Origin of the sequence: Fodinibius salicampi (assembly GCF_039545095.1) — a bacterium.
GTDB classification, from domain to species: Bacteria; Bacteroidota; Rhodothermia; order Balneolales; family Balneolaceae; genus Fodinibius; species Fodinibius salicampi.
The window spans coordinates 281,242-296,189 of sequence record NZ_BAABRS010000002.1 but is presented as its reverse complement, the minus strand read 5'-3'; the positions used below and the strand labels follow the sequence as shown (position 1 = coordinate 296,189).

Sequence of the window (14,948 nt, the reverse complement as noted above, 5' to 3'; positions counted from 1 at the left end):
CCTTAATCTTCGTCTAGTTTAAATTGTGATGTATCTCCTTTCCTAAAACGATACTCTATATTATTGTATGTGAGTGGAGTATCTTTGGAAATATAATCTACTGTTTTTGCACCAATGAAATTGTAGATATCATTTTGTTCAACAGGCACACTGTTATTCGTTCTTTTATAGGCAATATCTTCTATTGCTACCTCAGTCCCTTTCTCCAGATCATTCCTTGCAACAAGAGCTTTTTTCATAGGCCCGACATCACCATATTTTTGCTCAGCCTGGGACATTTTTAAAGGATCATCAATACCATTCGTTAACCAAACGGTATCCATCAATTCACGAATAGTTTTCAGTCTATCTACACTAACTGCTGCTTGTGAATCAATTCTTTCTTCATTTGGCAAGGAAGTAAAATGTTTTTCAAGTATATTATAGCCAGAAGACTGCGGTAAGCAGGAAATATATTCATTTAACTCGTCTTCCGGATCAGTATGGTCTGCATATCCCACTGGAAGTTCAAAAACTTCATTTAGAATATCCATTTTTGAAAAAATAACATCCCTATAGTCCGTCGGATAATTTTGGAAACCATGCATCAAAAAAATATCATTCTGATCTCTCTTTTTAAGGAAATCAACAGCAAATTTAATTTCATCAATAGTAGATCCCCCGGTACCAAGAATAATAGTTCCCCTAAATTCAGCGGCTTTTTCAAGTAAAAACACATCATTAATACCTGTGGCATGTATTTCGGCTGCTTGAATTTGATCATCATTTTGAATTACCCAATCAAAAGAAGCTACATCATTACACAAGAAGATAGGATCAATATTCTTTTTTTGAATTAAATCTAAAATTGCATCCCATTGATCCTCTAGTAAACACATCTCACCTAGCTTTTTTAATGCTTTGTGAGAGTCAATCATGTAGTCATTTATGTCAAATAGTAAATGACATTTTATTGCATCAATCCCTGCTTCAGCTCCTTTGGCAATTAAATCTCTTAAAAAATCTATATCCCCTTCATGATGAAAGGCAGTTTCTCCAATCAAATAAGGTTCATTTTGTGGTAACATAAATATCAAATAGTTAAATGTTTTATATCTTCCTGTGCTTTCTCAAAATCTTCATGCTTCCCGACATCAAGCCAATACCCACTATGGGGATAAGAAAATACTTTTTTCCCATCCTCAATTAGTTCCTTCATCAAATCTGTTGTGTCGTAAAATTCTCCTCTAGGAATATAGTCAACCACTTCCCGCTTCATCAGATAAATCCCACCATTCGAATAATAGGTATAGGTAGGCTTCTCCTTAAAATTCATAACGTGTCCATTTGATGTTTCCAATACGGCATAGGGCACATCAACTTTATAGGGAATCGTAACCACCCCAAAGTCGGCATCTTGTTTTACAAACTTCAAAAAGAATTCTTCATAGTTTAAATCTGTAAGAATATCTGAGTTTGTAAGCAGTATATAATCGTGCTTAAAATTATCAATTTTGGACAATGCTCCGGCTGTTCCCAGCGGGTTTTCCTCCCATACGTATTCTATTTGAAGATTCTTTCGGTTCCCATTTCCAAAGTATTCCTCAATCTGCTCTCCCAAATAGTTTACCGAAATCCAAAAATCATCCATTCCAAATTCAGATAAACGTTGAATATTATGCTCAAGGATGGGTTTGTCCCCCACTTCCAGCAACGGTTTTGGAGTATCCTCTGTCAATGGACGAAGACGAGTTCCCTTTCCCCCGGCCATAATTACCACATCAACGGGCAGATAAGATTTCAAGTAATTAAAATTAAGGACATTTATAACCCGACCATTTCCATCTAAAATAGGCAGTATCTGAAAATTATTTTCACGATATTCTATGATCTTCTCGATGTCATAGTTACTCTTTCGAATAAATTTGGGATCTGGTTGAATGATATCATCAACGGGTTGATCTGTTTGGACATCATTGATCAGGCCACGACGCACGTCGCCATCTGTCATAGATCCTAATAACTTGTCATCTTCATCGACAATAAAAGTAACAGCATCTTTAGCAAGCTTATCTAAAACTTTTAAAGCCGCCTTAATAGTTGTGCCACTTTCTATAAGATGTTCTTTATAGTGTCTCATTATATGATTTAATTATTCTTACAATATTATCTGCTACGTCCTCTTTAAAATAGATATTTTCGCCCTCATACCTTCCCAGATCATTCGCTTTAAATACTGTTTCCAGTATCCCGCTCTTATCAAATTCACAGTTCAATACATTGTTACTTTGAGCTCTTCCCTTTTGACGGTCACCTACATTCACTACATATTTACCAAAAGAAGCAGCCTCAATAATTCCACTCGAGGAATTTCCTAAAAGCAGAGTCGCATAGTTCATTGCACTAAAATAATTCTCCTTTCCAAAGTTTTCCACTGCTACAATATGTTCAGGATAGGTTTCTTTTAATTTCTGTATTTCTCCCCTGTATAAGCTTCCGACAGTATCCGCATTAGGCATCGTAATAACTATGATAAACTGCTCAGATAAAGCCTTCAAGGCTAATGCCATTTCTTTAGCATATTTCTCATTATGGCTGCTATCGACAGTCTCAGGATGAAAGGTCGCTAAAATATAATCGCCTTCCGGTATATTAAATTTACTTCTAAATTTTTCCTGGCTCACTAATTCTATATGAGTAATTCCATCCAAACTCAATGAACCTACATTATAGATCTTTTCATTAGTTCCAGTCAGCTCCTCAACCTTTTCAGCATACTCTTTAGTTGAAGTAAAATGGAGCTCTGAAGCAATCGTTATTTGATGGCGATAAACATTGTCAATGGCTCCCAGGGTAGTCTCCCCTCCATGAATATGGGCGAAAGTTATTCCAAAAGGAACGCCGGCCTGTACTGCAGCTGACATCTCAAACCTGTCGCCCAGGCAAAATACTAAATCAAATGTATGTGAAGACCAATAGTCAGCAAATTTTATCGTCGTTAAGCCATAAGAGGTAGCAATAGATTGTTCATCATCATTCGTCAGTAAGGAACTGATAGTATCTATATTGCTAAATCCATTTTCCTTAATTTCTAGAATGGTATGCCCATGATGGACCGAGCTATGGGTCCCAAAAGCAATGATCTTAAGAGTAATACTCGTATCTTCCTTAAGTTGTTTCAGCAATGGCAGGTATATACCAAAATCTGCCCTTGAGCTTGTTAATACACCTATTTTCACTGCAACGTGTCCCAGGTTAATTGTTCATTTTTTGATAGCGGTTTCAATACCATCTTACCAATAACATTATTCCATTCCATTGGAGAAATCCCATCTCCTGGTCTTAGAGGAATGATATCTTTCTCAGTCAAAACGTCTCCTTTCTTTACATTTCTAGCCAAATGAATACTTTTCCTCGCAATATCAATATTCTTCTGTTCGCTTTTACTGGGCTTCTTTGTGCCATCTCCGGAGAGTGCTTTTTCTATATTCCTAATCCCTTCAACCATTGCTTTTAACTCCTTAGGCTCTAATGAGGCCCGGTGATCAGGTCCCGGCAGTTCTCTATCAAGTGTAAAGTGTTTCTCGATTACTTGGGCCCCTCGTGCAACGGCTGCTATCGGGACCTCTATTCCCAGTGTATGATCAGAATATCCCACTTTAACATCCAATTCTTCTGCAATCGTGTTCATCGCCTTTAAATTCACATCCTCCATAGGAGTAGGATATTCGGTATTACAATGAAGAACTGTAAGATCTTCTTTTTTTAAGCCAAATTCATTTAATACCGAAATTGCATCCTTCACTTCCTGCATGGTTGCCATACCGGTGGAAAGGATAACCGGTTTCCCTTTTTGTCCCAGCTTTCGTAAGTAAGGGTAGTTTGTAATTTCTCCAGATGGACTCTTGAAAAAGGGCAATCCTAACTGATCAAGATAGTCGATACCATCTTCATCAAAGGCTGTAGATAAAAACCGGATATTGTTTTCTTCACATTTCTTTATGATAAATTGATGATCCTCGTCGCTCAACTCTACTGATTTCAACATGCTGTACTGATCATCAGAACCACTCTCAACATTATTTGACTGATATTCAGCTTTCTTCGCCTTTCTGCTTACTATTTTATCTGCATTAAATGTCTGAAACTTTACGAAATCGGCACCCGCTTCTGCCGCTACTTTAATCAATTTTTCCGCCGTTCTGCGATCACCATTATGATTTACACCAGCTTCTGCAATGATTATTACTTTATTAGAATTCATATTTCTCGACCCGGATTACCTACCACTTTTTTATTATGAGGTATATCATTAATAATGGTTGCGCCCGCTCCTACGATTACATTTTCACCTATGGTAACTCCTTCTTTTACAACTGCATTAGCACCGATAAACGAGTTTTTCCCGACTTTTACATTTCCTGCTAATACAGCCCCCGGTGCAACATGTGCCCCATCAGCAATATGACACTCATGTTCAATCACACAATTCGTATTCAGTATTACAAATCTTCCTATGTTACTCAAGGCATTAACGCTTGCCTGGGAAGAAACAAAAGTACCCTTCCCGACATCAGCACTTTTAGAGATTGCAGCTGATGGGTGTATAACAGTCAATAGATCTTCATCTTTATTCGTAACTAATTTACCAAGCTTGGTTCGTATATCATTATTTCCTATTCCCAAAATAAAACCAAACCCTTCATTCCACCCTTTAAAATCACCACTCCCTTCATATCCCAAATAATCCAAATTAAACGGGTCATTTTGAGCCTCTTTCTTATCGGCATAATAATGAATTGCTATACCTGCTTTAAAAGCGGCCTCAGCAACTACATAAGCATGTCCAGAATATCCTAATAATATATTCTTGCTATTTGACATAAACGCTGCTAGGTATATTTACAATCCTATCTTCCAGGTATTCAGCATTCGTCTGATCATCCCGGAAACAATTCTCATACATAGGCAAACGATACATAAGCTGCCATATAGGGCGGGTCATGATCCCTTTATCATTTGTTTCTTCTAAAAAGAGATCCCGTTGTTTTCGATCTTCCAGCTCTACACACATTAACCAATAATTAACTTTGGTATCCGTGTTTTCTGTCCGAAATGTAACCCCTTCTTTCTCAAAAAAATCTGAATACTTCCCAGCTAAAGTACGCTTATTCTCAATAAATCTATCAAGTTGCTCCAACTGTGCACAAATCAATGCCGCATTTAAATTAGGCATACGATAATTGTATCCTAATTCATCATGATAGTACTCGTAGTCATGGGGCTTCTTTGCCGTAGTTGTTAAATGCTTTGCATGTTGTCCGGCTTCTACCTCATCCGTAACAATAGCTCCACCGCCACCAGCGGTAACTATTTTATTGCCGTTGAATGAAAATATTCCAAATTGGCCAAAACTACCGGTAGGCTTTCCTTTATATAAAGACCCCAACGATTCAGCAGCATCTTCTACGATTGGTATATTCCATTCCTTACAAACAGCCTGTAATTCATCCAAATGAACAGGAAATCCAAACGTATGCATAGGCACACAGGCAGCTATTCTATTCCCTGTTTTAGTATTATAACACCCGCCTTCCCGGACTTCAGCATACTGTTCCAAAAACTGTTTTACAGCTTCAGGTGATAGTCCCATAGTATCGCGATCCACATCCAAAAAAACCGGATTAGCTCTGTTATATCGAATGGCATTCGCCGTTGCTACAAAAGTCAAGGCCTGGGTTAGTACCTCATCCCCATCTTTCACACCTGCTAAACGCAATGCTACTTGTAGTGCAGAAGTGCCATTTACAATAGCTACTCCACTTGTCGTTTGGCTTTTTTGAGCAATCATTTCTTCAAATTGATCCACATAAGCACCTACAGAAGAAACAAAAGTTGAATCAATGGTATTAGCTACATATTCTTTTTCATTTCCTATAAATCTTGGCACGTGGAGAGGAATAACATCCTTCGTTTCAAAATATTCTCTGATAAAACTGACGGTATTATCTATTAAATCTGACATCAAATGTTATAAATATCCGTCTTGAACTGTTGTAAATTCTCTTCTTTACTATACCAACCTATTGTTTTTTCAATCCCTTTTTTCAGAGAGTATTCAGGTACCCAACCCGTAAATTTCTTTAATTTTTCTTTGGAACCGTACAAACGATAGACCTCACTTTTTTCAGGGCGAATACGCTCTTCATCCTGTACAATGCTGGCATTCGGATTAACCTGATCAATTATTTCTTCGGCTAGCTCACCAATACTGATTTCATTTTGAGTGGCGATATTTACTTCCTCACCTATGAGATCGTCACATTTTGATACTTCCAAGAATCCCTTTGCAGTATCCTTAACAAAAACAAAATCTCTTGTAGGATATAAATCTCCTAATTCAACTTCCTCTTTTCCACTTGCCAGCTGAGTAATAATAGTAGGTATAACCGCTCTTGCTGACTGTCTTGGGCCGTATGTATTAAAAGGCCGTACCATGGTAACCGGCAGATCAAAACTTCTATAGAACGATTCAGCCATATGATCTGCTCCAATCTTAGAAGCGGAATATGGAGACTGTCCCTGTTTCGGGTGCTTTTCCGTAATAGGTACGAACTGGGCGGTACCATAGACTTCAGAGGTAGACGTTACGAGCACTCTTTCAAGGTCAAAATCCCGTGCAGCTTGCAAGACGTTTAGTGTACCTTTGACATTGGTATCTACATAGCTATCTGGTGAATGGTAGCTAAAAGGAATACCAATCAGTGCTGCTAAATGAAATACAGCATCAACATCTCGCATAGCTGTACGAACTCCATTGGGATCACGGATATCTCCGGTAAATATTTCTATTTCATCCAGCTTATTTTTTTGGAGTGTATCCAACCACCCCCAGGAATTAAAAGAGTTATAATAACAAAAGGCTTTAACATCATAACCTTCTTCTAACAATAATTCCGTTAAATGACTACCGATGAAACCATCGGCGCCTGTGATTAATACTTTTACAGTTGTTTCCATTTAATAAATAATACTTCTGTATTGTTACTAAGTTAAACTCATTTTTCTAAATTCGTCGCTCTTATTTAACAGATCTTCATATGTTCCTTGCTCAACAACCTTTCCTTCCTTCAGCATGTATAAGGTATCACAGTTCTTAACCGTAGTTAAACGGTGCGCAATCATTATTATCGTTCTGTCACCTTTTAACTCCTCAATTGCTGAAATAACATTACGTTCTGTGAGGTTATCCAAAGAAGAGGTTGCTTCATCCATTATTAACACCTCAGGATTATCATAAAGAGCCCGGGCGATACCTATTCTTTGTCTTTGTCCGCCAGAAAGTTTGGTTCCCTGTTCTCCAACAACTGTATCAAGCCCTTGGGACAAATCATCAATCAATTCATCCAGCTGTGCCGCTTCAACGGCAGAATTAACTTTCTCATCAGATATTTCTGCTTCAGGAATGCCAAAAGCTATATTGTTACGAATGCTATCATCTGAGAGATAAATAAATTGGGGAATATAACCTATATTATTTTGCCAGCTTCGGATATTATCAGAAATATTCGTTCCATCTACTAATACCTTTCCCTTTTCCGGTTTTAACAATCCTAATATTACATCAACAATCGTTGATTTCCCGGCTCCCGAAGGTCCGACAAATCCTACAGCACTTTTATTTTTGATGCTAAGATCAATTCCTTTTAGAACGGTTTCATCAGAATTAGGATATTTATACCAGATATCATCTAACTCAATAGTAGCATTAAATGCTAACTTCTCCGTGATCTTATTATCTTTTTTGGTGGCATTGTAATTGTCTTCCAGTGATTTTATATCTCCATGGACTGGTTTAAGAGCATAGATATAATATCGTAAAACAGTTATCTGATTAACTATTTGATTTACCGCCGGCATTAAACGTATAGTTGCTGCACCAAAAAGGGTCAGTATGGGTATTATTGTACTCATTGCCCGCCCCTCCCAGATCATTGTAAATGCGATGAGCAACATTCCAGCAACTGAAACAAACTCAATAACAGGCTTTGTGGACTGTTGAGCTACTGTTTTAAAAATCTCAGCCTTTGTCAGATTATTTACATATCCTTTAAACCTATTAAAGAATAAACTTTCCCGGTTCATTACTGTTACATCCTTAAACCCTCCCAAGCCCTCATTAACCCCCTGAATCATTCGGGATCTTTCTTCAGATGCAATTTGCCCATACCCCCTCAATTTTGTTCGCAAGAATTTAAGTAACAGGCCACCTCCCGCGCCAATAACTAAAAACGATACCAAAGTAACCAAAGGTTCTACCCACACTAAAAAAATGAATATACCAGCTGTAGTAGTAGCCTGCATCAATATATTCATCAACGGCATCATTACATTATTAGAAATAAATCTCGTCTCATTCGTAACATTTCGTATTAATTCTGCCGTATTCCTATTCAAGTGAAAGGTATAAGGCGCACTTAGATAAGATTCAAACAACTTGGAAGATATTAAAGCAAACCTATTAAAGATAAATTTTGACTTTGTATAATTGAGCCAAACAATGTATAAGCCTTTAATTAAAAAAGTTATAACTAAAGCAATTCCTCCATATAACAATAACTGTTTGCCTGTAACTATACCTAAATAAGAAGCTATTTCACCGAGTACCTCATGATCCAAAATTAATCCCGGATCTGCTACTGCGCTAATGAAAACAGGTATCATCCCAATTCCCACTAGTTCTAACACGGTACCAATAAGCATAAGTAAAAATAAAGCTCCGAACTTCCATTTGTCATTATTTGGAAGTATTTCAAAAAGCTTTTTGAAAGTTTCCTTCATTTAACTAGGATCCAACCTTAAAATATCAATAAAATAACTATCTGAGAACCATAACAGCAAAACTGCAATAGATTTAATCGTTTATCTTTGCAAAATCTCCTTCAACCATATCCTTCACCAGTTCATCAATAGAATAGTTAACTTCCCAACCCAATTTTTCCCGGGCCTTCGAGGCATCTCCCAGCAAGACCTCTACTTCTGTGGGGCGGAAATACTGGGAATCGACTTCGATGAGGACTTCGTCCTGTTGAATTGTTGAATTGTTGAATTGTTGACCAGTTACAGCTTTAAATTGTTCTTCATCGATCGAGTCAACAATTCCTTTTTCGTTGGCACCTTTGCCTTCCCATCGCAGTTCGATGCCGAGGTGATTGAAGGCCATTTCGCAGAAATCTCGCACCTTGGTGGTTTCACCGGTGGCCAGTACCATATCCTCCGGCTCTTCCTGCTGCAGCATCAGCCACATGCCGCGCACATAATCTTTGGCATGTCCCCAGTCGCGCTTCGCTTCTAAATTCCCCAAAAACAGCTTTTCTTGCTGTCCGGTGGCAATGCGTACGGCCGCCCGCGTAATCTTCCGGGTCACAAAGGTTTCACCACGCCGCGGTGATTCATGATTAAACAGGATTCCGTTCACAGCGTACATATCATACGCTTCACGGTAATTTTTGGTGATCCAGTACGCATAGAGCTTCGCGGCGGCATAAGGGGAGCGGGGATAAAAGGGGGTATCCTCGTTTTGGGGCATCTCCTGCACCTTGCCATACAGCTCGGAGGTGGAAGCCTGGTAAAATTTCGTTCTCTTTTCCATGCCTAAAATACGAATGGCTTCCAGCAGCCGCAGTACGCCCATTGCATCTACATCTGCGGTATATTCCGGCGATTCAAAGGATACCTGCACGTGGCTTTGGGCTGCCAGGTTATAAATTTCATTGGGCTGGGTTTCCTGAATGATGCGGATCAGGTTGGTGGAGTCGGTCATGTCTCCGTAGTGCAGGTAAAAGGGCAAGCCCTTGAAGTGCGGATCGTGATAGAGATGGTCTACCCGGTCAGTTTTAATCAGGCTGGCGCGTCGCTTGATGCCGTGTACTTCGTATCCTTTGTCCAGGAGCAGTTCTGCTAAATAGGAGCCGTCCTGACCGGTAACACCGGTGATGAGGGCTGTCTTTTGTCTTGCGCTCACAATTGTTGGTTGTATTTAAAAATTGTTATTAGATTTTCAGTAAGTGCTTCGTTTAAAATGTTGAAGCGTTGAGTTGTTGAACTGTTTAGGGATATATCAACGGTTAACATTTTAACAGTACTACAAAAGTCATTTTAATGCTGTGTTGATTTATGAAGTCGATTCAGCATAGATGTTATATGCTCAAGTTCACTTCTCAATTTCTGGTAACTTGATCCATCTAAAAAACCAAGTTCATTACTAATAATTATTTGATTTAATATCTACTGCTGAGCTATACGCCATGATATAGAACCGGGCTTGATCTTTATTTGAAGTCCTTGAAGAACCTTCCGCAATATTAGAGCTTATTGAAACTGCCGCTCGTCTGAGTTAGCTAACCAAACCAAATTTTTCATGCTTTGGAAAGTTAGATGTTATATCATAAATGGAAACAGTAAGATCCTTGGATTTTTTCCACACATCGAGCTTTTCAAAGCTAAATTTATTCATCTCTTTTTGTTTAGTCATTAAAGAGTTGAATTGTTCATATATTTCGATTTTGATTAAATTAACGCTTAAACAACTCAACATTTCAACATCTTAAGATTTTCTCAATTATTACTAATAACTGAAGACCCCCTTCAACGTTCGTAGGTGGTCTGAGGTCCATAGCCAGCCGCTAATAATACGGATAATTTCAGATGGAGGAAAGGAAAGGCAGTGATTCAGTTATCAGTGTGTCAGTGAACAAATATTTACGAATGTGGAGATTGCTGCGTTCCCTGACGGTCGCTCGCAATGACAGCTTATTAATAAGGATTTGACAGGCGTTGTTTTGTTTTTTGTAAAGCCATCGCCAAACCTAAATCCACAGCACGCCGAACCGTGTTCTTTGCAAGAATATAATTTTCCTTACTATGAGAATCGAATTGCAGGTAAATGATCTGAAATACACTGTCTCGGCATGCGATACGATAGTTTTTTGCTATTTGATAGGTTTGGATCGTTTTTGCTGAATGGAAAATACGATTTATACTTAGTTCTCTTTCGCCTTTTAGCGTTTCGTATTGCACTTTTGGTCACTTAATTGGTATAAATAGAACACCTTAAACGAGGATTTACTCAAAAACGGTACTTATATCCCGGGCAAGCTCTTAATTCCATTTCGCCTTTTGGCATTGCCCCAAAAGGCTCGTAAAAACGCTAGGACCATTGAACTCCTCAGGGTGGACAACATTCGGAAACGCTGATTACAGCTTTAGACCACCCTTCGTCACACAGAAATGGTCCGGGATGGGTTTTGTAGCTTTCAAAATAGCCTATCCTTCCGGCCTTGAAAAGTCAGGATTTGGGTAGTGGGGTAAAAGAAACGGGGTCTGGGGAATAGCGGGAACGCTGAAAGCAAAAGCAGCTCCCGTGGCCAGGCTCTCCCCGGATTTGGGACTGCCAAAGAACAATATCTTGCTATTCCCCAGGACTTTTTTGGTTCGTTTTTTGGTCACAAAAAATGAACACCACCCTTACTCATCTCAAAAAGATATATATATAGATCAGTCCTTGACCTTCACTTCCTTTATCTCATCATAATGATCTTTAAACCATTCGTAGGTCGCCCTGATTCCCTCTTCCAGCTCAATATTATAGGTCCACCCGGCTTCCCTCATACGACTGACATCCATCAGCTTGCGGGGCGTGCCATCTGGTTTTGACGTATCCCAGTTAATGTCGCCCTCATGTCCGGTAATATCCTGTATAAGCAGGGCCAGGTCTTTAATAGTGATATCCTTGCCCGTTCCTACATTATAAAGGTCATGCTCCATTTCGTGATTCAGGGCAAAAAAGACCGCATCGGCCACATCATCCACATGCAGGAACTCGCGCATGGGTGAGCCGGTCCCCCACAGAGGCACAGGAGTATGTCCGTTAATCCTGGCTTCATGAAACTTTCGGATCATAGCCGGGAGCACGTGGGAGGTTTCCAGATCAAAATTGTCATTGGGGCCGTACAAATTTGTCGGCATAAGCGATACATAATTCCGGTCGTACTGTCGCCTCAAAGCATCTACCATCTTTACTCCTGCAATCTTGGCAATGGCATACCATTGGTTGGTCGGCTCCAGGGATCCGGTGAGCAGGGCTTCTTCATTCATCGGCTGATCGGCATGCTTGGGATAAATACAGGAGCTGCCCAGGAATATCAGCTTATCCACTTCCTGCTGGTGAGCAGCAGCAATAATATTGTTCTGTATCTCTAGGTTTTCATACAAAAATTGCCAGGGATATTCATTATTGGCCATGATACCGCCTACCCGTGCCGCGGCATCTATGACTACATCAGGCTGCTCCTTTTCAAAAAATGATTGTACCGCCTGTTGATTACGCAGGTCGAGTTCCGAACTGTTTCTGCAAACCAGGTTATTAAAACCTTCGGCTTCGAGCTTGCGCTTTACGGCAGACCCCACCATACCACGATGACCGGCGATATAAATTTTTGCATCCTTGTTTAATGTTAATGTCGCTTGTCCTTTCCCGCTACTCAATGATATATTATTTTAGTCGTTTAAATTCTTTATTTATTTAGCAGAAGAGTCCAAACTTAACATTTCAACGGCTAAAATCCTTAATTTGTCAGTAATAATTCTGTTTTAGAAAATTTTATAGAGTCTTGTATGAGAAAGTGCCTGCCATTACTATTGCAAACAGACTGTAATACTTTAGCAGAGAGATTGTCCTTACTATAACATGGTCATTGTTCCTTATTAGGACATAGTTCCTGTCCTTACTATAAAAATTGACTTGGACACTTTTGGCATTTTATATACCACTTTTGGGGTGTAAACAGTGAAATATTCCAACAGGGCTTTTCCAAAGATCTATTTTTTACACAAACCGTATCCCTTTATTCTTTTCCGCCTCGTATGTTGAATTGGCACAAAAGGCTCCTAAAAAGCCAAGGACCATTTAACTCCTCGGTGCGGACTACGGTCTTCAACGTTGATTTCTGTCATCGCCCGCCCCTCGTCAGACAGAAATGATCCGGGTGAGGTTTGTCACTTTTAATAGAATCGGCCTGAAAAAGGCAAAGAGACCTATCAGGGTTCCAAAACCTAACAGGGCTTAGAAATCCGGCCTTGAAAAGTCAGGCATCCAGGTAGGTGGAGACGGGGCGGAGGATTAAAAATAATTTTTGTTTGAGGAGCCTTGCGACGAGTTTTAAATTATTTTTCGCAGCCCCGGCGGAACCTGATGACTGAGTTTTCTCAGCCGGTGGTTTTTTGGGTTCGTTTTTGTCCACACAAAAAGGAACAATGGAACTATTCCCTATAAAAAAAATATTGACTTATCATCCCCCAAAGCCCCCTTCGGTTCACATGCAACGACTTTTCAACGGCCCTGCCAAAAGGGGGACTTTATGGTCGGAGCTGTAATTTAAATCACATCCTTAAAAAGTAACACTCAATAACGACTTCAGAACTTTTACATACCCCGAGCTTCCGCAAAACCCGCGGAAGCCCACCAACAGTACGCTAGCGCTACGTCGCAGGCCCTCTCCAGAGGGGAATGATTCGGATTTCTAAAAAGAATGGGAACCTTAAAGCCAGGATCCTTGAAAGCAGGACTCTTATTTCCGGAAGATCGTCGCAGTCGCTCTATACGCTCCTTCACGATGACAGGCGCTGGTTACAATTAAAATATCCGGCGGTGGACGATAGACCACTAACGACCAACACCTGGGATCCGCAATCTAAAATCTGGGATCCTAAATCCGCCATCCGCCTTCTGTTATCCGCTATCCGATATCTGCCATCCGCTATCCGCCAACAACATTTAACCTTTATCCCCTATACCACTCTACAAAATTGCGAAGTCCCCGTTCCAGGTCGTAATCCGGCTGATATCCCAATAACTCTTTGGCCTTGCTCACATCTGCCCAGGTCTGGTGTACATCGCCCGGCACCTTTGGTCCGAAGGTTCTGTTGGGTTCAATACCGGAGGCTTCTTCAATGGCCTCTACCAGCTCCAGCAGCTGTACCGTCCGGTTATTGCCGAGGTTAATGATCTCATACTTGCTGTCACTATAGTCAATAGCCGCCATTACCCCGTCAATGATATCGTCGATATAAGTATAGTCGCGACGGCTGCTGCCGTCCCCATACAGGGTGATCTGCTCGCCATCACTCATCAGGCGCAGGAACTTATGGATGGCCAGGTCCGGCCGCTGTCGCGGTCCATATACGGTAAAAAAGCGCAGCGCCAAAAACCGCATGTCATAGAGCTCGCTGTATACATGCCCCATAAGCTCTCCGCTTACCTTGGTGCTGGCATAGGGACTGATGGGCTTCAGCACATGGTCATCTTCCGCCCACGGTACGTTATCGTTGGTGCCGTATACGCTGCTGGAAGAGGCGAACACAAACTGTTTCACTTCTTTTTCCCGGGCCAGCTCCAGCATATTCTGGGTGCCCATCACGTTCACGTCCTGGAATCCCACCGGGTCTTCGACTGAGGGCCGCACGCCCGCCTTGGCCGCCAGGTGTACGATTACATCAATATCTTCATCTTCGGTAATTTCTTTGAGAAGGGCATCAAGATCCCGGATATCTGCTTCTATCAGCCGGTAGTTGTCATGCTTCCGGTGTTCCGCGATGTTACTCTCTTTGATGGACCGATCGTAAAAAGGATCGAAGTTGTCAATCGTTATAACTTTATCTCCCTGTTCTAGCAGCCGGTCAACTAAATGGCTACCGATGAACCCCGCACCTCCGGTGACGAGCGTTGTTCTTGATGAATTGCTTGTTTCGTTGTTATTGCCTTTCAATGACTTTTTGTTTTTGATTTTGTTGAAACATTGAACTGTTGAAATGTTTATCCTCAATAGATAACAATTCAACGATTAAACAGTTATTTCGTTGCCTTATGTAAGCGATTCAATATTTGTATAGTTGAAAGCTCAATGCTGAAA

General features: G+C 40.4%; 15 protein-coding genes. All 15 read right to left on the bottom strand.

Going from position 1 to position 14,948, the window contains the following annotated elements; genetic code table 11:
* Positions 1-2: 2 nt before the first annotated feature.
* A complete protein-coding gene (locus ABEB05_RS09145; RefSeq protein WP_265789511.1) occupies positions 3-1,067 on the bottom strand; it encodes an N-acetylneuraminate synthase family protein in 1,065 nt (354 codons plus the stop codon).
* A 5-nt stretch (positions 1,068-1,072) separates the two neighbouring features.
* A complete protein-coding gene (locus ABEB05_RS09140) occupies positions 1,073-2,119 on the bottom strand; it encodes a nucleotidyltransferase family protein (protein ID WP_265789510.1) in 1,047 nt (348 codons plus the stop codon).
* Positions 2,106-3,218, bottom strand: coding sequence for a UDP-N-acetylglucosamine 2-epimerase (gene neuC / locus ABEB05_RS09135; RefSeq protein ID WP_265789508.1), 1,113 nt, complete (start codon positions 3,216-3,218; stop codon positions 2,106-2,108). Before neuC ends, ABEB05_RS09140 begins: the two co-directional genes overlap by 14 nt.
* The gene (gene neuB, locus ABEB05_RS09130) at positions 3,215-4,243 is read right to left on the bottom strand and encodes an N-acetylneuraminate synthase (protein WP_265789506.1); all 1,029 of its coding nucleotides are present in this window, start codon (positions 4,241-4,243) and stop codon (positions 3,215-3,217) included. Before neuB ends, neuC begins: the two co-directional genes overlap by 4 nt.
* Positions 4,240-4,863 carry an acetyltransferase gene (locus ABEB05_RS09125; RefSeq protein WP_265789504.1) on the bottom strand — a complete coding sequence of 208 codons (624 nt, stop codon included), beginning with the start codon at positions 4,861-4,863 and terminating at the stop codon, positions 4,240-4,242. The genes neuB and ABEB05_RS09125 overlap by 4 nt, the downstream gene beginning before the upstream one ends.
* A complete protein-coding gene (locus tag ABEB05_RS09120; protein ID WP_265789502.1) occupies positions 4,853-6,004 on the bottom strand; it encodes a LegC family aminotransferase in 1,152 nt (383 codons plus the stop codon). The genes ABEB05_RS09125 and ABEB05_RS09120 overlap by 11 nt, the downstream gene beginning before the upstream one ends.
* Positions 6,004-6,999: an NAD-dependent 4,6-dehydratase LegB gene (locus ABEB05_RS09115; protein ID WP_265789500.1), complete on the bottom strand. Its 996-nt coding sequence runs from the start codon at positions 6,997-6,999 to the stop codon at positions 6,004-6,006. The genes ABEB05_RS09120 and ABEB05_RS09115 overlap by 1 nt, the downstream gene beginning before the upstream one ends.
* Before the next feature lie 27 nt (positions 7,000-7,026).
* Entirely contained in the window at positions 7,027-8,820 is a 1,794-nt protein-coding gene (locus ABEB05_RS09110) for an ABC transporter ATP-binding protein (RefSeq protein ID WP_265789498.1), read from the bottom strand.
* Positions 8,821-8,893: 73 nt separating this feature from the next.
* Positions 8,894-10,003: a GDP-mannose 4,6-dehydratase gene (gene gmd / locus ABEB05_RS09105; protein ID WP_265789496.1), complete on the bottom strand. Its 1,110-nt coding sequence runs from the start codon at positions 10,001-10,003 to the stop codon at positions 8,894-8,896.
* Positions 10,004-10,243: 240 nt separating this feature from the next.
* The gene (locus ABEB05_RS17120; RefSeq protein ID WP_425558408.1) at positions 10,244-10,342 is read right to left on the bottom strand and encodes a four helix bundle protein; all 99 of its coding nucleotides are present in this window, start codon (positions 10,340-10,342) and stop codon (positions 10,244-10,246) included.
* 33 nt (positions 10,343-10,375) lie between these two features.
* Positions 10,376-10,513, bottom strand: coding sequence for a four helix bundle protein (locus ABEB05_RS17115; protein WP_425558404.1), 138 nt, complete (start codon positions 10,511-10,513; stop codon positions 10,376-10,378).
* Between the two features lie 281 nt (positions 10,514-10,794).
* On the bottom strand, positions 10,795-11,058 hold the full coding sequence (locus tag ABEB05_RS09095) for a hypothetical protein (RefSeq protein WP_265789495.1): 264 nt from the start codon (positions 11,056-11,058) through the stop codon (positions 10,795-10,797).
* A 246-nt stretch (positions 11,059-11,304) separates the two neighbouring features.
* Entirely contained in the window at positions 11,305-11,487 is a 183-nt protein-coding gene (locus ABEB05_RS09090; protein ID WP_265789493.1) for a hypothetical protein, read from the bottom strand.
* Between the two features lie 48 nt (positions 11,488-11,535).
* Complete coding sequence (locus ABEB05_RS09085; RefSeq protein ID WP_265789491.1) at positions 11,536-12,525, bottom strand: GDP-L-fucose synthase family protein; 990 nt, start codon at positions 12,523-12,525, stop codon at positions 11,536-11,538.
* 1,295 nt (positions 12,526-13,820) lie between these two features.
* Positions 13,821-14,804, bottom strand: coding sequence for a GDP-mannose 4,6-dehydratase (locus tag ABEB05_RS09080; RefSeq protein ID WP_265789489.1), 984 nt, complete (start codon positions 14,802-14,804; stop codon positions 13,821-13,823).
* Positions 14,805-14,948 lie beyond the last annotated feature (144 nt).

Bases quoted from the DNA above. Each gene is read 5' to 3' on its own strand.
- ABEB05_RS09145 (WP_265789511.1), bottom strand. From the start codon at position 1,067: ATGTTACCACAAAATGAACCTTATTTGATTGGAGAAACTGCCTTTCAT.
- ABEB05_RS09140 (WP_265789510.1), bottom strand. From the start codon at position 2,119: ATGAGACACTATAAAGAACATCTTATAGAAAGTGGCACAACTATTAAG.
- neuB (WP_265789506.1), bottom strand. From the start codon at position 4,243: ATGAATTCTAATAAAGTAATAATCATTGCAGAAGCTGGTGTAAATCAT.
- ABEB05_RS09125 (WP_265789504.1), bottom strand. From the start codon at position 4,863: ATGTCAAATAGCAAGAATATATTATTAGGATATTCTGGACATGCTTAT.
- ABEB05_RS09120 (WP_265789502.1), bottom strand. From the start codon at position 6,004: ATGTCAGATTTAATAGATAATACCGTCAGTTTTATCAGAGAATATTTT.
- ABEB05_RS09115 (WP_265789500.1), bottom strand. From the start codon at position 6,999: ATGGAAACAACTGTAAAAGTATTAATCACAGGCGCCGATGGTTTCATC.
- ABEB05_RS09110 (WP_265789498.1), bottom strand. From the start codon at position 8,820: ATGAAGGAAACTTTCAAAAAGCTTTTTGAAATACTTCCAAATAATGAC.
- ABEB05_RS17115 (WP_425558404.1), bottom strand. From the start codon at position 10,513: ATGACTAAACAAAAAGAGATGAATAAATTTAGCTTTGAAAAGCTCGAT.